Annotated in this window: 22 protein-coding genes, 2 tRNA genes, 1 pseudogene and 2 other annotated features; of the genes and pseudogenes, 4 read left to right on the top strand and 21 right to left on the bottom strand. The window is 43.8% G+C overall.

Annotated features, from left to right (window positions below; translation table 11 throughout):
* Window positions 1–19 precede the first annotated feature (19 nt).
* From pheT to HMPREF0721_RS02735, 8 genes and pseudogenes are all read right to left on the bottom strand, one after another.
* Window positions 20–2,413, bottom strand: a complete 2,394-nt coding sequence (pheT, locus tag HMPREF0721_RS02700; protein ID WP_006598002.1) for a phenylalanine--tRNA ligase subunit beta — start codon at window positions 2,411–2,413, stop codon at window positions 20–22.
* Between the two features lie 13 nt (window positions 2,414–2,426).
* A complete protein-coding gene (pheS, locus tag HMPREF0721_RS02705) occupies window positions 2,427–3,449 on the bottom strand; it encodes a phenylalanine--tRNA ligase subunit alpha (protein WP_040639862.1) in 1,023 nt (340 codons plus the stop codon).
* A gap of 55 nt (window positions 3,450–3,504) precedes the next feature.
* Window positions 3,505–3,732 (bottom strand) — a binding site (T-box leader).
* Between the two features lie 25 nt (window positions 3,733–3,757).
* Window positions 3,758–4,576 (bottom strand): annotated as a pseudogene (locus HMPREF0721_RS12760) (TrmH family RNA methyltransferase); the annotation flags it as partial.
* A complete protein-coding gene (gene rplT / locus HMPREF0721_RS02715; protein ID WP_006598004.1) occupies window positions 4,577–4,930 on the bottom strand; it encodes a 50S ribosomal protein L20 in 354 nt (117 codons plus the stop codon).
* Window positions 4,931–4,954: 24 nt separating this feature from the next.
* Complete coding sequence (rpmI, locus tag HMPREF0721_RS02720; protein WP_006598005.1) at window positions 4,955–5,149, bottom strand: 50S ribosomal protein L35; 195 nt, start codon at window positions 5,147–5,149, stop codon at window positions 4,955–4,957.
* Between the two features lie 28 nt (window positions 5,150–5,177).
* Window positions 5,178–5,795 carry a translation initiation factor IF-3 gene (gene infC, locus HMPREF0721_RS02725; protein ID WP_006598006.1) on the bottom strand — a complete coding sequence of 206 codons (618 nt, stop codon included), beginning with the start codon at window positions 5,793–5,795 and terminating at the stop codon, window positions 5,178–5,180.
* A 123-nt stretch (window positions 5,796–5,918) separates the two neighbouring features.
* Complete coding sequence (gene thrS / locus HMPREF0721_RS02730; RefSeq protein WP_006598007.1) at window positions 5,919–7,853, bottom strand: threonine--tRNA ligase; 1,935 nt, start codon at window positions 7,851–7,853, stop codon at window positions 5,919–5,921.
* A 53-nt stretch (window positions 7,854–7,906) separates the two neighbouring features.
* Window positions 7,907–8,108 (bottom strand) — a binding site (T-box leader).
* Between the two features lie 84 nt (window positions 8,109–8,192).
* The gene (locus HMPREF0721_RS02735; RefSeq protein WP_006598008.1) at window positions 8,193–8,774 is read right to left on the bottom strand and encodes a hypothetical protein; all 582 of its coding nucleotides are present in this window, start codon (window positions 8,772–8,774) and stop codon (window positions 8,193–8,195) included.
* 179 nt (window positions 8,775–8,953) lie between these two features.
* Here HMPREF0721_RS02735 and HMPREF0721_RS02740 point away from each other — a divergent pair, with 179 nt between their 5' ends.
* On the top strand, window positions 8,954–9,664 hold the full coding sequence (locus tag HMPREF0721_RS02740; protein WP_050786948.1) for a LexA family transcriptional regulator: 711 nt from the start codon (window positions 8,954–8,956) through the stop codon (window positions 9,662–9,664).
* Window positions 9,665–9,899: 235 nt separating this feature from the next.
* On the opposite strand, the gene HMPREF0721_RS02745 is transcribed toward HMPREF0721_RS02740, so the two are convergent.
* From HMPREF0721_RS02745 to HMPREF0721_RS02760, 4 genes are all read right to left on the bottom strand, one after another.
* Window positions 9,900–10,181 carry a hypothetical protein gene (locus HMPREF0721_RS02745; RefSeq protein WP_156788681.1) on the bottom strand — a complete coding sequence of 94 codons (282 nt, stop codon included), beginning with the start codon at window positions 10,179–10,181 and terminating at the stop codon, window positions 9,900–9,902.
* Between the two features lie 255 nt (window positions 10,182–10,436).
* Window positions 10,437–11,687, bottom strand: a complete 1,251-nt coding sequence (locus HMPREF0721_RS02750; RefSeq protein ID WP_156788682.1) for a prealbumin-like fold domain-containing protein — start codon at window positions 11,685–11,687, stop codon at window positions 10,437–10,439.
* A gap of 973 nt (window positions 11,688–12,660) precedes the next feature.
* Window positions 12,661–12,736, bottom strand: a tRNA-Ala gene (locus tag HMPREF0721_RS02755).
* A gap of 24 nt (window positions 12,737–12,760) precedes the next feature.
* A tRNA-Ser gene (locus tag HMPREF0721_RS02760) sits at window positions 12,761–12,849 on the bottom strand.
* A 133-nt stretch (window positions 12,850–12,982) separates the two neighbouring features.
* Here HMPREF0721_RS02760 and proC point away from each other — a divergent pair.
* Window positions 12,983–13,789, top strand: coding sequence for a pyrroline-5-carboxylate reductase (gene proC / locus HMPREF0721_RS02765; protein ID WP_006598015.1), 807 nt, complete (start codon window positions 12,983–12,985; stop codon window positions 13,787–13,789).
* 79 nt (window positions 13,790–13,868) lie between these two features.
* Here the strand turns inward: proC and ychF are convergent, their stop codons facing one another.
* The 9 genes from ychF to rplU form a co-directional block, all read right to left on the bottom strand.
* The gene (ychF, locus tag HMPREF0721_RS02770; protein ID WP_006598016.1) at window positions 13,869–14,948 is read right to left on the bottom strand and encodes a redox-regulated ATPase YchF; all 1,080 of its coding nucleotides are present in this window, start codon (window positions 14,946–14,948) and stop codon (window positions 13,869–13,871) included.
* Window positions 14,949–14,987: 39 nt separating this feature from the next.
* Entirely contained in the window at window positions 14,988–15,365 is a 378-nt protein-coding gene (gene rsfS / locus HMPREF0721_RS02775; RefSeq protein ID WP_006598017.1) for a ribosome silencing factor, read from the bottom strand.
* A complete protein-coding gene (yqeK, locus tag HMPREF0721_RS02780; RefSeq protein WP_006598018.1) occupies window positions 15,349–15,969 on the bottom strand; it encodes a bis(5'-nucleosyl)-tetraphosphatase (symmetrical) YqeK in 621 nt (206 codons plus the stop codon). The genes rsfS and yqeK overlap by 17 nt, the downstream gene beginning before the upstream one ends.
* Window position 15,970: 1 nt before the next feature.
* Window positions 15,971–16,588: a nicotinate-nucleotide adenylyltransferase gene (gene nadD / locus HMPREF0721_RS02785; protein ID WP_040640209.1), complete on the bottom strand. Its 618-nt coding sequence runs from the start codon at window positions 16,586–16,588 to the stop codon at window positions 15,971–15,973.
* A gap of 44 nt (window positions 16,589–16,632) precedes the next feature.
* A complete protein-coding gene (locus HMPREF0721_RS02790; protein ID WP_006598020.1) occupies window positions 16,633–16,950 on the bottom strand; it encodes a YhbY family RNA-binding protein in 318 nt (105 codons plus the stop codon).
* Window positions 16,951–16,963: 13 nt separating this feature from the next.
* On the bottom strand, window positions 16,964–18,268 hold the full coding sequence (obgE, locus tag HMPREF0721_RS02795; RefSeq protein ID WP_006598021.1) for a GTPase ObgE: 1,305 nt from the start codon (window positions 18,266–18,268) through the stop codon (window positions 16,964–16,966).
* 94 nt (window positions 18,269–18,362) lie between these two features.
* On the bottom strand, window positions 18,363–18,653 hold the full coding sequence (gene rpmA / locus HMPREF0721_RS02800) for a 50S ribosomal protein L27 (RefSeq protein ID WP_006598022.1): 291 nt from the start codon (window positions 18,651–18,653) through the stop codon (window positions 18,363–18,365).
* Window positions 18,646–19,008, bottom strand: coding sequence for a ribosomal-processing cysteine protease Prp (locus tag HMPREF0721_RS02805; protein WP_006598023.1), 363 nt, complete (start codon window positions 19,006–19,008; stop codon window positions 18,646–18,648). The genes rpmA and HMPREF0721_RS02805 overlap by 8 nt, the downstream gene beginning before the upstream one ends.
* The gene (gene rplU, locus HMPREF0721_RS02810) at window positions 19,008–19,322 is read right to left on the bottom strand and encodes a 50S ribosomal protein L21 (protein WP_006598024.1); all 315 of its coding nucleotides are present in this window, start codon (window positions 19,320–19,322) and stop codon (window positions 19,008–19,010) included. The genes HMPREF0721_RS02805 and rplU overlap by 1 nt, the downstream gene beginning before the upstream one ends.
* Before the next feature lie 266 nt (window positions 19,323–19,588).
* Between rplU and HMPREF0721_RS02815 the strand changes: the two genes are divergently transcribed.
* Window positions 19,589–21,145, top strand: a complete 1,557-nt coding sequence (locus HMPREF0721_RS02815; protein WP_040639863.1) for a Na+/H+ antiporter NhaC family protein — start codon at window positions 19,589–19,591, stop codon at window positions 21,143–21,145.
* 111 nt (window positions 21,146–21,256) lie between these two features.
* Window positions 21,257–21,649, top strand: a complete 393-nt coding sequence (gene gloA, locus HMPREF0721_RS02820) for a lactoylglutathione lyase (RefSeq protein ID WP_006598026.1) — start codon at window positions 21,257–21,259, stop codon at window positions 21,647–21,649.
* Window positions 21,650–21,709: the final 60 nt, after the last annotated feature.

The following is a 21,709-nucleotide window of genomic DNA, read 5'->3' on the forward strand; positions in this document are numbered from 1 at the left end:
CGCTTCCGTCGTATTTGAATTATTCATCGCGCAGTTGGGCGTGAAGTTTCGTTTCCAAATCAGACACGATGGCGTCGACAATCGGATTAATGTCGTCGTCGGTTAATGTTCGTTCAGCATGGCGGAACGTCATGGAAAATGCCAAACTCTTCTTGCCTTCGCCGATTTGTTCCCCGCGGTAGACATCAAAGAGATCAATGGATTCCATGATGTCGGCATGATGATCTTCGATAATTTCCCAGACCGCTGAAGATGGCAATGCTTCCGGCACGATCACTGCCAAATCCCGGTTTGAAGAAGGATATTTCGGCAAATCATCAAAATGAATGATTCGGTCGGATGCCATTTCGGTCAGGATGTTAAAATCGAATTCTGCCAGGAGCGTATGCTTCGGCAATGCGAATTTTTTCGCGACGATTGGATGAATTTCACCCATCTGCCCGACCGATACGCCATCGATTGAAATGATCGCCTTTCTCCCCGGATGGAACAAATGGTCCCCGCCGGCTTCAAAGCGAACGGATGTTCGGCCGACTTCCGCAAGAATGCGCTCCGTCACCCCTTTAAAGCTGTAGAAATCGTCAGCATTATAGCTTGTCATCACCAGATGTTTGGTTTCAATCGGCAAATCACTGGTATCCGAATTCACATGATAGGTCGATGCGATCTCGAAAAAACGGCCTGACGGATTTTTTCGGCTGTGGTTCAGAGCAATCAGCGACAATTGCTCGCCGGCCAAAGTGAAGCGCATCACGGCACTGTCTTCGCCCAGGGGATTCATGATGACCACCGGTGCTTCCACCTCATCCATCTGCATGTCATGAATGGTTTTAAGCGATGTGAATGACGTGGTCATGGTTTGGAAATAGCCCGAACCAATGAGCAGGTCTTCAATCTTCGTTTTAAATACCTGCGCGTCGGTTTTAAGGCCGACCAAAGTCGTTCCGCCCATGATGGTGTTTGGGATGTGGTCATAGCCATAAATGCGCGCCACTTCTTCAGCGATATCTTCACGAATGCGCAGATCCCGGCGATATTCGGGGACGATGACTTTCAACCGTTGACCGTCTGCGGGCTGAACTTCAAGGAACAGCCGATTTAAAATTTTTACAATGTCATCGGCTGAAATATCAATGCCCAGAAACCGGCTGATCCATTGCGGATCCACTGTAATGGTATGGGCTTCTTCCGGATGCGGATAAATATCAATCATCCCTGGAATGACCTCGCAAGCGCCAGTGGATTCAAAGAGATAGGCAGCTCTGAGCGCGGCGACTTCACACAATCCCGGAAAAGTTCCCTTTTCGTAGCGCGCAGAGGTTTCTGTTCTGAGCCCCGTCTTGCGGGAAGTTTTGCGGACGCTCGTTTTATCGAAGCAGGCTGATTCCAGCACGACATATTCTGTTTGATCGGTGATTTCTGAGTTGAGTCCGCCCATGATGCCAGCGACGGCAATCGGTTTTCGCCCATTGGTAATCATCAACATTTCGGCATCAATGGCACGTTCCTGACCATCCAATGTCGTGACAGATTGATCGTCACATTGTTTGACAATGATTTCCTGACTGCCGATGCTTTGATAATCAAAAGCATGGAGGGGCTGACCGACTTCCAGCATCACATAATTGGTCACATCCACAATATTATTAATCGGCCGAACGCCGCTGTTCAGCAATTTACGCTGCATCCAGATGGGTGAGGGTTCAATTTTATTGACTTTAAACATCCGCGCGGTGTAACGGGGGCACAGATCGCTTTCAACGGAGACCTTCAGGAAATTTTCAATCGGCAGCACATCCTGAATTTCCTGTGCCTCCTGATAAAGCGTGATCGGCTCAATGGGTTCGTCCAAGGCCGCCGCGGCTTCCCGGGCAATCCCATAAATCGATTGGCAGTCGCTGCGGTTGGCCGTTAATTCCACATCGATGATTTGGTCGTTAACCCAAAAAAGATCTCGAATTTCCTGCCCCAGTTTCGTATCTTCGGGCAAAATATAAATGCCGTTCATGATTTCCTGGCTAAAAAGGCCGGTATCCAGTCCCATCTCTTCCACCGAGCACATCATTCCCGGCGATTCAATCCCACGGAATGAGGTTGGCTTCATTTTTGAGCCGTCTGCGATAACAGACCCGGCCACGGCAACGGGAACCACGGCGCCCACAAAAACATTTTTTGCGCTGGTAATAATCGGAAGCGTCTGATCGCCAAAATCGACATCGCAAATCTGCAATTTATCGGAATTGGGATGTTTGGCAATCCTTGTGATTTTACCCGTTAAAATGCCTTGAACATTGGGATTAACCGGCTGGATCGTTTCGACCTTCGTGCCGGTCATGGTCAGAATATCCCCAAAGGTCTTAACATCCTGATCAACGTTGACATATTCTTTTAACCAATTTAAAGATACAAGCATGTTTTCCCTCCGATTATTTAAATTGTTCTAAAAAACGGATATCATTTTCAAATAAAATCCGCAAGTCTGTAATACCGTATTTGGTCAGTGCGATGCGGTCGAGGCCGAGGCCAAAGGCAAAACCGGAATAAACTTTCGGATCAATGCCGCAGGCCTTGAGCACATTGGGATGCACCATCCCGCATCCCAAAAGTTCGACCCAGCCGGAATCGTCACAAACGGAACAGCCTTCACCGCCGCATCTGAAACAGGTCACGTCCATTTCAGCCGAGGGTTCTGTGAAATAGAACTGATGGGGGCGAAATTTGGTTTTTGTTTTGTTGCCAAATAACTGCTTGGCGAAAAGATCCATCGTTCCCTTCAGATCAGACATGGTAATCCCCTTATCGATCACAAGCCCTTCCATTTGGTGGAAGACCGGAGAATGCGTCGCGTCAATTTCATCGGAGCGATACACGCGCCCGGGGGAAATAATGCGCAGCGGCGGCTTTTGCTCGAGCATGGTCCGAACCTGAACCGGCGACGTTTGCGTTCTTAGCACCATATTTTCCCGATAATAAAAAGATTCCTGTTTGTCTCGCGACGAATGATCCAAAGGCATGTTCAAATCGTCAAAATTATACTTAACCCACTCAATTTCCGGCCCTTCGACAATCGAAAATCCCATTCCCAGAAATATATTTTCCAATTCATCCGTAACGATATCCAAAGGATGATGGCCGCCGATTGCCGGCGCTTTTCCGGGGAGGGTCACATCGATGCGCTCTTTTGTCAGGCGGGCCTCCAGAGCCTTTGTCTCCATTTCGTGTTTGAAGCTGTTCAGTCCGTTTTGAATTTCCTGACGAACGTCGTTAGCCAATTTGCCGATGACGGGGCGCTCTTCTTTGGAAAGCTTTCCCATTCCTTTCATGAATTGCGTCATCGCTCCCCTTTTCCCCAGGAATTGAATGCGGACACGATCCAGCTCTTTCATATCCTTGACTTTGGCCATTTCTTCCTGAAATTTCTTCTTTATTTGATCTAATTGATCTTTCACGGCATAAACTCCTTTCAAATAAAAAAATCCTTATATTCTCAAATATTCTCAAAAATATAAGGACGAAAATTCCGCGGTACCACCTTGCTTACCCGACACAAAAAAATATTCATGCCGAATCACTCAAACACATAACGCAGGTCGTACGTTTCGGCCTACTCAGTTTCAGCCGAAATGCTCAGAAGCGAAACTTCCCGCAAAGGGTTCAAATACCTCCCAGCGACTGGTATTCTCTCTTAAGAACCTTCACCATTTGCGGTACAAACTTCTTCATTGCAAAAATATGATTGACAAGCATACATCATAATGCCTGCAGCAACGGCAACATTCAAAGACTCAGCCTTCCCTAAGATAGGCAGTTTCCAAAGAGAATCGCATTGTGCCTCTATTTCAGGGCGAATCCCATGGGATTCACTGCCCAAAATCAATGCGAATCCGGATAAACATCCGGTTGCCTGCGGCGGCCTCAGAGACGTTTTTCCCTGAAGCGAAGCGCCGATGATCTGAATCTTGTTTTCTTTTAATTCGTCAATAACAGTCTGTAACAGCCGATTGGTCTTTATCGGCAAATGAAAGCAGGATCCCATTGACGCGCGCAACGTTTTTTCATTGTAAATATCCACACAATTATCTAAACAAACAACGATATCAAAACCGGCAGCATCAGCCGTTCGAATGATGGCTCCCATATTCCCGGGATCAGACACCCCGTCCAATAGGATGTATTTATGACAAATCCCCTCTTTTGCTTCCTTTTTTCTGGCCACGCACAAAATACCTTCCGGATGCATCTGAGACGACAAATGGGTCATCACGGTATCTGCAACGACCGTGTGTTCAAGCGGGAAAGCAGCCGTTAATGCCGCGTTCTTTTGAAGCCAGCTTTGACTGACCAAAATATGGTCGATGGGAATTTGAGCCGCTATTGCCTCCCGGGTCAGTTTCCACCCTTCAAAAAAATAGCGGCCGCTCAGGTCTCTGTTTTTCCGCCGAGATAGAGCCCTAATTTCCTTAATCAGCGGATTTTGTTTTGACGAGATAATGTCTGGAAATTTTTGCATAAATTGTGTTTCAAAAACAGATCGAAATCCGGTAAAATACTGAATTCTCCGGGTCGGCCGACACATTTAAAGATTTTCTTTTGCGACTTCTGCCAGCTTACTAAACGCAGCGGCGTCATTCATCGCCAGGTCAGCCAGAATTTTGCGGTCAATGGCTACATTGGCAACTTTCAAACCATGCATCATCTTGCTATAGCTCAGATCGTTCAAATGTGCAGCAGCATTGATCCTGGTGATCCAAAGTTTGCGATAATCACGTTTCTTCTGTTTACGGCCGCTGTAAGCAGAGCGCAGAGCTCGCATAACCGCTTCGTTGGCCGGGCGGTATAATTTGCTCTTTGCGCCGTAATAACCCTTTGCAAGCTTTAAAATCTTTTTATGTTTTTTATGGGCATTAACCCCTTTTTTAATTCGAGCCATTTTATTTCCTCCTTGTTCCCACGGTTATTTTAACAACATTTTGCGAATATTTTTGGCATTGCTGGGGACCAAATAACCGGCCTTTCTCAGCTTTCTTTTCCGCTTTTGAGTTTTCTTGTTTAAAATGTGACTTTTATAAGCTTTTGCTCGTTTGATAACACCGGATTTCTTAATTTTAAAACGTTTCGCAGACCCGCGATGTGATTTCATCTTTGGCATGATTCTTCCTCCTATACTTGCGTAACTTTTATTCTTCTTTTCCTTGTTTTTTCTTTGATTTATCCTTATGGCCCTTTGGCGTTAAGAAAATGGACATATTGCGGCCTTCCAGTTTCGGATTTTTCTCGACTGTTCCGACTTCTTCAAGCCGCTTGGCAAAATCGAGAAGCACCTGTTTTCCCTGATTGGTATAGGCCATTTCACGACCTCTGAATCGAATAGTCAATTTGACGCGATGCCCTTGCATTAAAAATTTTTCGGCATTTTTCGCCTTAACCTGAATATCGTGTTCCTCAACACGGACGGACATCCGGATTTCTTTAATGCTGACGGCTTTTTGTTTCTTTTTGGCTTCTTTTAACCTGCGTTCTTCTTCATAGCGAAATTTCCCGTAGTCTAAAATTTTACAAACCGGCGGTTTTGCGTGTGGAGATACTTTAACCAGATCTAAATCATTTTCATCGGCAATTTTCTGAGCATCCCTTGGAGCCATGACGCCGAGCATATCCCCATTAGGGCCGACGACCCTGACTTCGCGATCACGAATTCGTTCGTTGATTTCGTGCTGCATGTCTTTTCTCTTTGCTATTGTAATACACCTCCCATTACACAAATAAAAAAAGCAGGTGAAACAAATCACCTGCATCAAAAGCTTGTTAAAGTCTTATGACCCATTCTCCCAACGAGATAGGTGAGAGGCGTCGCCTCCACTTTGTTTCTTTGATCATTATAGAAAAGCCCTTCGCCGATGTCAAGTGCTAATTATAATTTATGCGAAGGAATCCCGCAGCTGCAGTTCCCGTTTTTTATTCATGACATCGACGACTTTCAGAAAAGCATCCACGGGGATATCATGCAGCTGCACGCCATCTCGGATTCGAACTGAAACGGCGTTGGCTTCTTTTTCCTTGTCGCCGACAATCAGAATATACGGCAGGAGCTCTTTTCGGAATTTGGAAATTTTCCCCCCCATCTGGGCATCGCGATCGTCGACTTCAACGCGGATGCGATGGTCGCGCAGCTGATCTGCAATGCTCTGGGCATATTCATTGTGGAATTCTCTCACTGGAACGATCCCAACCTGCACGGGTGACAGCCAGAACGGGAACTTGCCGGCAGTGCTCTCGATAAGCAATCCAATAAATCTTTCCAACGAACCATAAATAACGCGGTGAATCATCACCGGCACTTTAAGTTCTCCGTCTTTGTCCATATAAGTCAAGTCAAAGTTTCTCGGCAATTGGAAGTCCACCTGAATGGTCCCCATCTGCCAGGTTCGATCCAGGGCATCTTTCATCATGATATCGATTTTCGGGCCGTAAAATGCGCCGTCGCCTTCATTGACATCATAACCGCCTTCGCCATAACGCTTATCTAAGATTTCTTTTAATGCGGCTTCCGCTTTATCCCAGAGGGCGATGTCTCCCATGAAATCCGCCGGCCGTGTCGATAATTCCGGGCGATACTCCAGTCCGAAAATACCGTAGAACAAATCGGCAATATCCAAGATTTCATTAATTTCATCATAGATCTGATCTTCTGTAATGAAGTTATGCGAATCATCCTGACGAAACATCTGTACGCGCAATAACCCGTGCAGCTGGCCGGATTTTTCCTTCCGGTGGAGCACATCACAATCTGATAAGCGCAGGGGCAGATCGCGATAGCTTCTGGTTTTGCGTTTGTAAACCACGATGGCATTCGGGCAGTTCATCGGCTTAACGCCATAAATTTCATTTTCGCTGACCGGGATCACAAACATATTATCTTTGTAATGGTCCCAATGGCCAGACTGGCGCCAAAGTTTATTGTAATTGATCTGGGGCGAGGAAATTTCCTGATAACCGCGTTTTTCGTGTTCATCCCGCCAGAATTCCAATAAGGTATTAAAAAGTTTCCATCCTTTCGGCAGCCAGTAAGGCATTCCCGGGGCAGTATCGTCCAAGAAAAACAAATCCAGCTGCGGGCCAAGTTTGCGATGGTCGCGCTTTTGAGCCTCTTCTAATTTAGCCAGGTGTTCATCCAGCAAAGATTTCTTCGGGAAGGCAACCCCATAAACCCGCTGCAGCATCTTGTTATTTTCATCACCATGCCAGTAAGCGCCGGCCAGGCTCATGATTTTAAAAGCTTTGATTTGTCCGGTGCTTCGAATATGTGGTCCGGCGCAAAGGTCAGCCCATTCTCCCTGACCGTAAAAAGAAATCGTTTCATCTTCCGGTAGGGCTTCAATGAGTTCCGTTTTATAAGTTTCATGTTCTTTTTCAGCCCAAGCCAGAGCCTCTTCACGGCTTTTGACCGTATATTCGATGGGATAATCAGCTTTAACGATCTTTTTCATCTCGGCTTCAATGATTGGGTAATCATCCGGCGTAATGGCGTGTTCCAAATCGACATCGTAATAAAAGCCATTGTCAACAGCCGGACCGATTGTCAGCTGGGCATCCGGCCAAACGCGCTTAATGGCCTGGCCCATGACATGTGATGCCGAATGCCAAAATGCTTTCTTCCCTTCAGTGTCGTCAAAGGTTAAAAAACGGACCTTACAATCATGATCAACCTTGGTTCGCAGATCCACCGCTTTGCCGTCAATCATTCCGGCCATCACTTTTTTAGCTAATCCCATGCTCAGCGATTTAGCCATTTCGTAAATACTCAATCCATTTTCAAAGTCTTTGATGTCACCGTCAAGTAATGTGATTTTCATGTTATCCTCCATTGTTAAAATAAAAAAAATCCCTTTATATTCGATATCGAATATAAAGGGACGATTTGAACGCGGTTCCACCCTTTTTGGCACGAACGGTGCCCTCTTTATTATCTGAGTAACGGTCAGCGTCCGGAGCCGGTCAATCCCGGTCTGCTCCAAGGCGGTCTCACGAAAATAATTCTTAGGATTTTCACAGCAACCAATCCCTCTCTTGAAGAATCCATTTTCTTCGGTCCTTTTCAAAGCATTTTTAATGATTGAGTCTTATTATAGTCAAAGTTTTACATAAAATCAAATCTTTTTGAAAAAATGAAAATCTACAGTACAGCTCAAAGTTTATTGCCCCTTTTGACTGGAACCGGCGTATCCGCCGTTTCCCAGGTCCGAATCTTGAGCGCTGAAGCTAAATACCTTATAGGTTGCATTTACTTTTTGAAAGCCAACCTTTGCCTGATAACGGTCTGTTAATTTTAATGTAATCTGATACTCTCGGTTCTTCGCAATAACCGACGGGTTTGAAACATTAATCGGAGAGCTCACATCTGTATAGGTGCTGATATCCCGGACGACATCAACGCCATTGGCTGCATCGCCGCCGGAAAGCATTGTGTCCAGATCCTTTGCAAAAACAGTCGTCATATAGGTTTTAGCCTTGGTAAAATCTTTTTGATGGGCAGCCTGATAAAAGGCCACTGCATCTTTTTTCATTTGATCAATTTGATCCTGTGACAATGTGTTGTTTTTTGTCGTCTTTTTCTGTAAAGATTTGTTTGTATCCTTAGGCACCGTCACTTCTGGTTGGCCAACGCTTTTTGAAGAAACCCTATCCTTTTGTCGGTAATGCTTCCACACATTAAACCCCGCGGCGGCGGCGGCTATCAAAATCAAAATAACAAGCAACACAATTTTTTTCTTCATAAAAAATCCCTTCCAATCACATGATTAATTTTTAAAATATATATTTGCCGTTGAATATCGATTTTATTAAATATTATACTGTAAACAAAAGAGAGCGTAAAGAAGATTAAATTTTATTCTTTCTTTTTATTGACAATTTTTTAGTCATATTGCAAAATAGTGATGAAAGGAATAAAAAAATGGGACTTGAAAAAATTAGTGAATACAAGAAAAAGATGCGTCTGACAACCAAAGAACTATCGAACCGCTCCGGTATTCCGATCAGCACATTGAGCAAATTATTAACAGGCGAAAGCAATAACCCAACGCTTAAAAATCTTCAGGCTTTGGCCAACGTTTTTGAATGTTCTCTTAATGATTTCGGCGCACTGGATACCTTTGATTTGAGTATTTCCAATTCAGAGCGGGAACAGATAAGAAAAATCCGAAAAATGGATCCTTATGGACGAAAAGCTGTGAATACCTTAATCGATATTGAATTCGAACGGATTTTGCAAAAGGAACCCAATTCTGACGTGGCCAGATGGGTGGATCTTCCCTTTCAACTGCTTAAAGCCTCGGCGGGATCCGGTCAGTTTTTGGATGCCGAAAACTTTGAAATGCGGGCATTTAAAAATCCACCAGTCAGTGCCGATTTTGCACTGAAGATTTCCGGCGACTCCATGGAGCCGAAATTTTCCGATGAAGAAACCGTTTTTGTTCACCAGCAACCAGATCTTGAAGATGGGCAAATTGGTATTTTTGTTTTTAACGGTGAAGGATACATCAAGCAGATGGACCGAAAGGGGCATTCTCTTATTTCGCTCAATACTAAATACGATCCCATATTAATTACAGGTTCTGATCAGTTTCGAATCGTGGGAAAGGTTGTCGGCAAAGCTCAGCATTAAATATTTAATTGCGCGCCAAACCAAAAGATACCATCAGGATAAATATGAAATGCTGGTGGTTTTTTTATTTCCAAATTCAAAGTGATAAAAATAAATACCGATGAAATGATAATTCCATATCTGCAATAGCCCCTACATAATTTAAGTGTTCCCGCGAGGGAAAGAAATCCCCGGTCCTAATAAACCCCGGCTGACCTTCCCTCGGAAAATCAGCCGGTTAAAGCAACGCCATTATTCAACGTGTCATTGTATTGTCAGCATCGTGTTTTTTTAACAGTCGCAGTTTAATTTTCCGCAGCTGCTGTCCACGTGTGCTGGTCATCAGAACGCCAATAACGATCATACCAAAAGCAATTCCCAGCATCACACCCTGGGCAAAATCAAACACAGCACTCGGCGTTTCCGGTTCAAAAAACAAAGTAATGAAGTATATAACTATCGAAATCAATGCCACGATATAAAAAATATGCAGACGTTTTGTCAGTTTCAGTTTTTCTTCATTGCTGTAGTCTGCCACTTTCAATCATGAGACAAAAATGTCCCTTTATCAATATCGTTTTTTCCATGGTTTAATCGACCGATAATTCCGTTAAAATCAAAACAGGATATCTGCTAAAGCGGATCACAAACCAAGTGTGCGAAATCCAAATCATCAGGTACAACTTCATAATATAAAAAGCCATCCGCGCGTCCAAGGCGTGGTTTTCGGCATACAAAAAAGCTGAATCTCAATTCAATGAGATTCAGCTTTTTTACTTAATAAAATATTCTTTTATCCCCTCTTGTTCATCTTTCTTTTATTTGCAATCACGCCCAATACGATTAAGACGGCCGCTCCTGTCAAGAAGGTCGCCACAGGAAGCAGCAACGATGTGTTGTCGCCGGTTTTTACAGATTTCCCGGGTTTCGTCGCAGATTTTACAGGCTTTGCCACATGTTTATCATACATCGTGACGGTTTGATCCTGTCCTGCCACAAATTTAATCGATTCGTGATTCAGCTCGTAATCTTTTGGAGCCACGACTTCTTTGAGAATGTATTCTCTCCCGGTTATGAGATTCTTAATGAAGTGAGCATTCTGCGTAGAGGTCCATTCGTCGACCAAATCACCGGTTTTTGCATCCAAGACTTTCATCTTTGCCCCGGGAAGTTCCTTTTTGCTGGTGATGTCTTTTTTAGTGACGGACACATTGCTGAACTTGAGCCATTGCGCTTTAAACGAAGTAGCCGCTGCAGTATCCTTTATAACTTTAAGGTGCCCCAAGTTTTGTTTTTCGGGCGCTGTCTTAACGATTAACGGCTGATAAACAAAATTTTTGCCAACACTTCCTGTGCTGTATTCTCCGGTCACACCGGCATCAGCTTCTAAATGGAAGGAATCTCCCACAGAAAGCGTGATGTTTTTGATTAAGACCGTCCCGTCTTTTTTGATCAGTCTGACGCCTTCCGGCAGAACAAAACTTAATGTTTGACCCGCGTCTCCTTTAACTTCGTTTTCTTCGGTAACCTGAACCTTTTTCGCTGAATTCCACGAGACCTTAAGTTCTGATTTCGCGAACTGTGTGGCTTTAGTCGGCGGTGCCGGCTGAGTTTTGAGAAATTCTTTAAATTCCTTCACACCTTTAATTCCGTCATTATTGGTATTTTTGTAAAAATCGCTGAGTACGCGGGAAGTAACGACAACCCCTTTCGCCTCATTGCCTTCAAAGCCACTCCATGGCTTTTGACCATATTGTCCGTAATAAAGCGCTTTAAACACATCGGGATTCTTACTGATATCTTCACCTAAGGCTTTATTCGGCCCGCTATTGTCCGATTCAACACAAAAGCACTTCATGCCATTATATTCAAAAACGGTCGCTTCTTGTCCCTCCCATTTCCCAACTGATTTACTCGTAATTTCACCTTCAGCATGAACAGATGTCATCGTTGCCGGGATCAGAAATATCATCATAAACGCCAGGGCCGCTATCATCATTAATGCATGTCTTTTGATTGTCATCAAATTTTCTTTACCGTTCACTCTTTCCTCCCATATTTTTTGAGCTAAAAATTTAATTATAACATATATGTTTTAATGACTCTATTATAGCATATGTTTTTAATTAAAAAAGCATTTTTAAATACTTTTTTAATTAAAATTATTTTTATTATTGGCATTGCTTGGACACATTTATCCATATCAGCAGTCTTGGCAAAGATTACAACCGTCTCCCGGCTTCTTTGTATCGGGCTCCTAATGATCCTTCTGTTGCATTCATCCAATACTTTTCGCCAAATATCTAAAATAAATTCTATTTATGTGCATTATAAAAGCGGAGACTCGAAATCCTTACAAAATAAATTCTACTGTTCGCCCGGGTGAACTGTCAATATGTTTTCCTCTCAGACGAATTGAAATGCCTTTTGATCGCAATTTTTGAAACTTAAAAAAATGTAGAATTTCAGTTAAATACATATACCTTTGCTTCTCCAAAGCTTTTTCTTAAAATTTCTTAAAATTTTTAGCGAAAAAGGGAAATCAATGTTATCAATTAATTATTTTTTAAGAAGGACCTGACGATTTTCAGGAAATATATCAGTATTTAAAAATTCAGGGACGGTCCTTTTATTTCTATCCATTATTTCTTTGATAGAGCGCATAAAAATAGTTTGAATCCCCAAGAAAGGAGCTGAACAACGGAGGAACAATTTTGGGCGGCGCTGACCCCTTTAGTTAAACCTTGCGTTTGTTATGCGGCTATTTGAAGTGACATCCGTGTCGATTTTATGTTCTCCCCAAAGACGATGACAATATAAAATTAAAAAACAGAATACGGTACAGCTTTTAGCGGATCTTCAAATCATCTCAAGGAATATTTTTCTTTTTAGAAAGAATAAAAAAATTGCATCAGTATCACAATGACCTGATGCAAAAGGAAAAAGACAACCCGGGTCGCGGCCAAATCATCTTCCCACAAAAAAACTTGGCCGAAACCAAGCTATTCTTTCAAAAATGGTGGAGATGAGGGGATTCGAACCCCTGACCTCGTAAATGCGAATCACGCGCTCTCCCAGCTGAGCTACACCCCCACGAGGCTATTGAATTATTTAAACTGGCGGAGAAGGTGGGATTCGAACCCACGTGCCCCGGAGGGCAACCGCATTTCGAGTGCGGCTCGTTATGACCACTTCGATACTTCTCCAAACGATCACTTTCAATATTGTAAACTGGAGAATAAAATCTGTCAAGGATTTTATATTGAATCGATGGAAAAAAATATCTATAATGAAAATAGATTTTCAATCATTGTATTTAAAGTTTAAAAGGAGATTTTCATGGCGGAACAACTCGGCTTTATCGGTGCCGGTAATATGGCTCAGGCCATTTTTAAAGGTATTTTAAAAACAAAAAAATTTGCCGCAACCGATATTCACATTTATGATCCGGACGGCGACAAGCTTCGACAACTGACAGAAGCATACGGCGTGATTGGTGAAGCTTCTAATATCCATGTTTGTACTCATGCCGATGTGCTTTTTCTATGTACAAAGCCCAACGTTTATCCGACGATCATCAACGAAATCAAATCGGCTGTTGACGTGAATACAGTCATTGTCACCATTGCCGCGGGGCAATCCATTCGCCGAACAGAATCGCGCTTTGAAAAAAAGATTCATCTCATCCGCGTTATGCCCAACACCCCTGCCCTGGTCGGCGAAGGCATGGCCGCTCTGACGGCCAATGCACTGGTCACTGATGCGGAATTGGCTTTGGTGCTTTCCATTTTCCGTTCTTTGGGGAAGGCTGAAATTGTACCGGAAACTTTAATGGACGCGGTTACCGGCCTGTCCGGTTCAGCGCCCGCTTTTGTCTTTATGTTTATTGAAGCCCTGGCGGATGGTGCCGTGCAGACCGGGATGCCGAGAACGCAGGCCTATACCTTTGCGGAACAAACTGTTTTGGGTTCTGCCAAAATGCTGCTGGAAAGCGGCAAACATCCGGGCGAACTCAAAGATATGGTTACCTCTCCCGCCGGCACAACCATTGAAGGGGTTCTTTCCCTTGAAGCCAATGGTTTCCGCAGTGCGGTCGCCGATGCTGTGATTGCTGCAACTGAAAAAAGCAGTATCATGGGCAAATAAAATTTCAAACAAAAACTGCACCGCGATCTATGAATCACAGGTGCAGTTTTTTGTTGATGGTTATCGTCTGCCTTGTCATTTACACATTAAACCGGAAAAAAGTCACATCGCCGTCCTGCATGATATAATCTTTACCCTCTGTTCGGGTGACGCCCTGCTCTCTTGCCTTTGCTTCGGATCCCGCCTGAATCAAATCATCGTAGGAGGTGATTTCAGCCTTAATGAATCCCCGTTCAATATCCGTATGAATTTTTCCCGCCGCTTTTGGTGCTTTGGTCCCTTTTGGGACGGTCCAAGCACGGCATTCGTCCGGTCCGGCCGTCAAGAAAGAAATCAGCCCCAAAAGCCGATAGGCTACGGTAATCACGCGATCGAGTCCCGATGACGACATGCCCATTGCCGCTAAAAATTCTTCACGCTCTTCATCATCCAAAATCGCGATTTCTTCTTCTATTTTTGCCGAAATTTTAATCACTTCCGCCGGTGCCACTTTTCCCTTTAACGCTGTGACATAAGCGTTATCTTCCTGCAATTCATCCTCAGCGACATTGGCAATATAAAAAAATGGCTTGGTGCAGATCATCTGAAGCTGGGAAATCCAATGCCATTCGTCATCATTAAAGGCCGTTTTATCCGGCTTTTTCCCATCTTCCAAATAGGATTTAACCTTCTCTAAAACAGCCAATTGTGTTTTTGCCTCTTTGGAGGCCTTTGCTGCCCGGCGTGTCTTATCGATTCGGCGATCAATCATTTCCAAATCTGCAAAAATCAATTCCAAGTTAATGGTTTCAATGTCATCGATGGGGTCAATCTTTCCCGATACGTGAACCACATTATCATCATCAAAGCAGCGAACCACATGGGCAACTGCATCCACTTCGCGTATATTGGCTAAAAATTTATTGCCCAGACCTTCCCCTTTGCTGGCTCCTTTAACCAAACCAGCAATATCGACAAATTCAATCGTGGTCGGAACGATTTTTTTCGTTTGGTACATTTCCCCCAGGACCTTCAAACGCTCATCCGGCACGGAAACGACGCCCACATTGGGATCGATGGTGCAAAAGGGATAGTTTGCAGATTCTGCACCCGCTTTTGTAATCGCATTAAAAATAGTACTTTTGCCGACATTTGGCAGACCAATAATTCCAATTTGCATGGTTACCTTCTTTCACACGCTCGCATTTTGATCAAAAATTTATTGTTCAGCCGCCGGGCGCAAATTATCCTGCCAAAGCCGCTCCAAATCGTAAAACTCACGATCCTGCTCATGAAAAACGTGAATGATCACATCGTAATAGTCCAATAGGATCCAACGCGACGTGCGTTCTCCCTCGACGCTTTTGGGCGTCATCCCCCGCTTCGAGGCTTCGTATTGAATATTTTCGGCAATGGCATGAACTTGACGTTCGCTCCCACCGCTGGTAATCACAAAAAAATCCGCATACGAAGCAGAGCCGCGCACATCGATGATTTTTGTCCGAATCCCTTTGCGGTCTTCGATCCAAGACTGTGCCAAATCAGCAAACGCTTCCGATGAAATATCAAAAATTTGATTGTTATTTTCCTGATTCACGATACTTTTCTCCTTTTAATGGCTGATATTTCTTTTTTAAAATTAACGCATTGCGTGCATTGATCGTTCGTGGGTGAATGAGCCCTCCGATCGCATTGATATAGTTGATGGTATTTGAGAAAGCCATGAGACACGCTTCATCCAAGTCATTTTCTTTGCAGGCTTCCCTCAAGCTCTCGACACCGGGATAATGCCGGCCGGGTTCGATAAAATCCGCCAGATAAATAATTTTTTCGAGCGGCTGCATGTTTTCGCGTCCCGTCGTGTGATACGCAATGGCCGACAAAATTGCTTCGTCTTTGATTCCATATATTTGGCGTGCAACAACAGCGCCAACCGGGCCATGGAGCAGTTGAGGCTCCGCAAGTGTGATCTCATCCAGCGGCAGCTTTGCTGCCCGCGCAATGTCGAGCATTTTCTCATTTGCATAGTTTTTAGCGCAGTCGTGAAGCAAGGCCGCAACGCGCGCCTTTTCATTATCAATGTTAAAATGCCTCGCCATTTGCTCTGCACTTTTGATGACGCCGAGGGTATGGATAAAACGACGGGGCTTTAATGTCTGTTTGAGCCGATTTTGTAAATTTAAAAATTCCTCGTTTGTCATATTATCGGTCTTCTTTGATTTGGTAAAGATGATGTGTTTCGATATAGGCTTCTACGGGTTCAGGAATTAAATATTTAATAGACTGTCCCGAAGCGATCCGATTGCGAATTTCAGTGGACGTGATGTCCATTTCTGCCGACATCAATCCATAGATATTGGCATGGTATTTTTTGCGCAAGCGCCGGACACGCCGCCGCCATTTAGAAACTGGATAGCCCGGACGGGTTGCTGTGATAAAATTGATGCTTTGCAAAAGTTCTTCTGCCGAACGCCATTGAGTAATCTCAAACATAATATCTGCCCCTGTAATGAAATACAGCTCACTTCGGGGATACATTTTTTTGATTTCACGGATGGTATCAATGGTATAAGATTTGCCGTGACGATCGAGCTCAATCGATGCAGAGGCAAATTTCGCATTTGATGCAATGGCCATATTAACCATCTCAAAACGTTGTTGGCGCGTGACCGACACATTCGTTTGCTTAAAAGGATTATCCCCTGCCGGAATAAAGATTACCTTGTCTAAATGAAATTCGACACGTGCTGATTCAGCCAAATGTAAATGTCCCAGATGAATGGGATTGAAACTGCCGCCCATAATACCGATTTTTTCCATGATAGTTTTTTCGATAGTTTTTTCTCGCATTAGAAACGCAAGCGTTATGCTTTTGGATTCGGATTTTTTTTAGTCGGAATGTTTATCTTGATATTTTGCGGATTCCGTTTAAAGAGCACAAAGGTTGATCCCATCACGTTGACAATATCGGCTTTTAGAGCCTTCGCCAGAAGTTCAGCAGCTTCTCCGGCATCCATCATCGCATTTTGTTGGACCTTGCCTTTAATCAATTCCCTTGCGACCAGTGCATCTTTTGCCTGATTAATCAGTGACGGTTCGATCTCTTTTTTACCGATTAAAATCACGGGCTGTTCTTTTGATGCCAAGCCCCGTAAATGACTGCGTTGTTTGCTGGTTAACATAATAAAATCACCTTTATTTAAAATATTCGAATTCAATGCCTTCGATTGAAACAATATCTTCTTCTTGAATGCCGGCATCCTCCAATGCTTTAAAGATACCGGCATCCTTCAGCCGTTTTTGGAAATAGCCAACAGATGTCAAATCGTCAAAATTAACCGAATGAATGAGCTGATCTAAGAAGTCTGCCTCAACATAATAGACCATTTCGCCACCGCTACGCTGTTCTTTTTTAATATCAAAGGAACGGTGCAGCCGATCCGGCAGGGTATAAGTCACGTCATCTGCTGAAATTTCTTCAGAAAAAATTTCAGTTTCCGGAATTTCGGAAAGCAGCTGAAGCGTCCGGCTTAATAATGCATCGATCCCATCCCGGGTAACTGACGAAATGCAGAAAACTTCATATCCTTTTAATTCAAGTGTTTCTTTGACCCGTTGAATTTTTCTTTCATCAGACACATCGCATTTTGTCAAGGCAACAATTTGCGGTTTTTGTTTTAATTGATCGCTATATGCAGCCAATTCCCGATTAATCGTATTAAAATCTTCTAAAGGATCTCGGCCTGCGGCAAAACAGTCCTCCGACACATCCAGGAAATGAATTAACATTTTCGTGCGTTCAACGTGTCGCAAAAAAGATAAACCGATGCCGGCGCCCTCCGAGGCACCTTCAATGACACCGGGAATATCGGCGACAACAAAAGTATCAAAATTCTTCCACTCGACGACGCCCAAATTAGGTTCCAATGTCGTAAAAGGGTAATTTCCAATTTTGGGATTTGCCTTGGTAACAATCGAAAGAAAAGTTGATTTGCCAACATTCGGCAAACCAAGCAATCCCACGTCCGCCAATAATTTAAGTTCTAAAATCAAAGTTTTTTCTTCGCCCTTAGAACCACCTTGAGCAAATCGCGGGGATTGTCTCGTCGATGTTGTAAAATTATAATTTCCGAGACCACCCCGGCCGCCTTTGGCAACGGTACATTGCTGTTCATCTTTATTAAGATCACATAAAACGCGACCGGTGCTTCTATCTTTAACAATAGTTCCAACCGGGACATGGACGATAATATTTTCTCCCATTTTTCCCGAGCTTTTGCTTGCAGAGCCATCATCACCGTTGCCGGCTTTGTATTTCTTTTTATATTTAAAGGGGGCCAGCGTCCTTAAACCGCGGGTCGCCTGCAAAATTACATCGCCGCCTTTGCCGCCGTTGCCACCGTCCGGTCCGCCTTTTGGGATATATTTCGCTCGGTGAAAGGTCATGCCGCCGTGGCCGCCGTGGCCCGCTTTGACATAAATTTGAACTTGGTCTATCAATGCGCATCACCTGCATTTCCTTTTGGTATCAATTACTTTGTAATATGAACAAAAGGCTGTCACACATGATGCGACAGCCTTTTGAAAGACACTTTTAATTAACAGCTTCTCTCGGATACACCGAGCATTGCTTTTGGTCACGGCCCTTGTGTTCAAAGGCCACAACGCCATCGCACATTGCGAATAAAGTATCATCGCCACCTTTGCCCACATTGACCCCAGGATGGATTTTGGTACCACGCTGTCTCACAAGCACATTACCTGCAATTACGTGAGCGCCGTCACCTTTTTTGACACCCAATCTCTTAGATTCGGAATCACGGCCGTTCTTAGAACTCCCAACTCCTTTTTTATGGGCAAATAATTGTAAATTCATTCTAATCATGGTATTGACCTCCGCTTATCGTATTTTTCTCTATCACCTTTACATAATCTTGATATTCGTCCGCTGTTGCCCTGACATTGAGTTCATAGGTATCTATCAAGGCTGCAATGGCTGCTTTCTTTTGAGGGTCGTTCGAGAGCGGCACATTAAAAATCGTATGCCCCGGCTCGAGGGAGACAATAACCGCTTCATTCTTTAGCCCAACAACTTCGGTCAATCCATTAATAACGGCAATTGTTAGTGCGGAAATGCCAGAGCAAACAATATCTTCTCCTACATCTGCATAACCGCTGTGTCCCGTCACCCGAACCGATTGAATGTTGCCATCGCATTTTTCAAAGCGAACTGTAATCATTATGCTTCGATTGCCGTGACTTTAACTTTCATATAGGGTTGACGATGTCCTTGTTTACGGCGATAGTCTTTTTTCGCCTTGTACTTGTAGACAATGACTTTATCGCTTTTTCCAGCTTCAACGACTTCAGCCTCGACAGCGGCCCCGTTAACAACCGGTGTTCCAATCTTCAAGTCAGCGCCTTCACCAACAGCCAAAACCTGATCAAAAACGACCTTATCATTCGTGGTTTTGTCCTTCAGCTTTTCAATTTCAATAACATCATCTTTTGCAACACGGTATTGTTTACCGCCTGTTTTAATAATAGCGTACATGGTTAAACCTCCTCATACCAGTCTCGCCACAATGGGTGTTAAACCTTATGACCCACAGTGTGCGGCTACTTAACTGCTACATCATATCAGAATCGTTTATGAGCGTCAAGCTGTGTTGACATTTCTTTTGAATCTTTATGAAATATTCTAACTGGATTCAAATTAAAATTTAAATTTTTGATTTGATTATTTTTTCAATAACAACTTAAATTTTACTTTAAATTATGATAAAATATTTTCGCTATTATATTTTAAGAGAGGTTTTTATGCATGCAGTTAACGTAGGATTTTTGTCTCTTTTACCGCCAATTCTTGCCATTGTCTTAGCACTTTGCACCAAAGAGGTGGTCTCATCTTTATTAATTGGCATTCTTTCCGGCTCGATGATCTACGCCGCTTATACGGGCGGCGGCATTATCGAGATGGCAGGTGTGGCATTTGGCACCGTATCCAAAACCGTTGGTTCCCCTGACAAGTTCAATATCATATTATTTTTGGCATTATTGGGCACATTGGTTTATGTCGTTACGAAAGCCGGAGGTTCCCGCGCATACGGAGAATGGGCTGCCGCTAAAATGAAAAGCCGAAGAGCCGTTCAGTTGGCTACCAGCGCTCTGGGTGTTTTAATTTTCATCGACGATTATTTTAATTGTCTGACCGTTGGAACGGTTATGAAACCTGTCACGGACAAATTCAAGATTTCGAGAGCAAAGCTGGCCTATATTATCGATGCGACAGCCGCGCCCGTATGCATTATTGCACCGATTTCCAGCTGGGCGGCTGCTGTTGGATCAACGCTTGTCAAAGCCGGAAAATTCTCCAACGAATTAGGCGCGTTCGTTGCGACTATCCCCTATAACCTTTATGCCCTTTTAACCATTATTATGGTTTTGACGCTTTCTGTTACCAATTTGGAATTCGGGCCGATGGAAAAAGTCGAATACGAAGCGCAAAAACATGGCAAACTGGGAGCCGTTGACCAGATTGATCGGGATGAAAAAGCCGAAAAAAAAGGTACCGTGCTGGATCTCGTCATTCCGATCATCGCATTAATTATTTTTTCTGTCCTCTCGATGCTGTGGAACGGTGGTCTTTGGTCGGGCAAGGGTGTCTCTATCTCAGAAGCATTTGGCCGATGTAATGCATCTGCCGCTTTAGTGCTCGGTGGATTTTGGGCATTGGTTTTAACCTTCCTGCTTTTTGTTCCGCGAAAGTTGATTTCTTTCCACGAATTTTTTAATGGTGTTGCCGAAGGGATCAAGAGTATGGTTCCTGCCTATATTATCCTGACCCTGGCTTGGACCATCGGCGCTCTTTGCCAGGATTATTTAAATACCGGCGTTTTTGTCGGCCAGCTCATTCGGGCATCACACATGCCCCTACAGTTGATCCCGGCTATCGTTTTTGCCGTTGCTGCCGGGCTCTCTTTCTCCATTGGAACCGCTTGGGGAACCTTCGCCATCTTTATTCCCATCGTTGTTTTTATATGTCAAGCCAGCGCCCCCGAATTGATGACCGTCACGCTCTCAGCAACACTGGCAGGCTCCGTTTTCGGTGACCATTGCTCCCCTATTTCAGATACGACCATTTTGTCGTCGACAGGCGCGGGGTGCAACCATCTGCAACATGTATCAACCCAACTTCCTTACGCCACGGTTGTTGCTGGTTGCAGTTTCTTGGGCTATCTGGTTGCTGGACTAACATATGGCAATGTCTTCGCCACTCTGGGTACTGGTCTTTGCGCGCTGATCGGCTTGCTCATCATCCTGCACAAGCGCAGTGATAAACGGCTGCATCAATTCATTGAATCCGGACAAAAATAATTTAAGCATCCTCATTAAAAAGCATCGTAACTAACGGTGCTTTTTTGAATTATATTGACAAATTCTAATTTGTTATTTTAGAATGAAGTTATAAAAACAAAGGAGGATACCATGGCACATTGTAAAATGACGCATGAAATGATTCGCGTATTTGATTTAGAACGGTCGATAGCCTTTTATGCCGACGCATTAGATATGCATGAATCCAGACGGAAAGAACAACCTGCCGGAAAATTTACCTTGGTTTTTTTATCGGACGGAGAAAGCGATTTTGAATTGGAACTCACCTACAATTATGATCCGGAGGTGCCCTACACTCACGGAACAGGTTACGGGCATTTGGCCGTATGGGTGGATGATTTAGAGGCAACCTATAAAGAACATCAACAAAAAGGATATGCGGTCGGACCTCTGAAAGGACTTTCCGGTGACGGCCGAAAAAATTATTATTTCCTAACCGATCCGGACGGTTACCAAATCGAAGTGATTCGCCGTCCCCAATAAATAATCGCTTTACAAATTAAGATGCGACACGATTAAAAAAAGCTCTGCAAAATGTACCGA

Origin of the sequence: Pseudoramibacter alactolyticus ATCC 23263 (genome assembly GCF_000185505.1) — a bacterium.
In the GTDB taxonomy this organism is placed as follows: Bacteria; Bacillota; Clostridia; order Eubacteriales; family Eubacteriaceae; genus Pseudoramibacter; species Pseudoramibacter alactolyticus.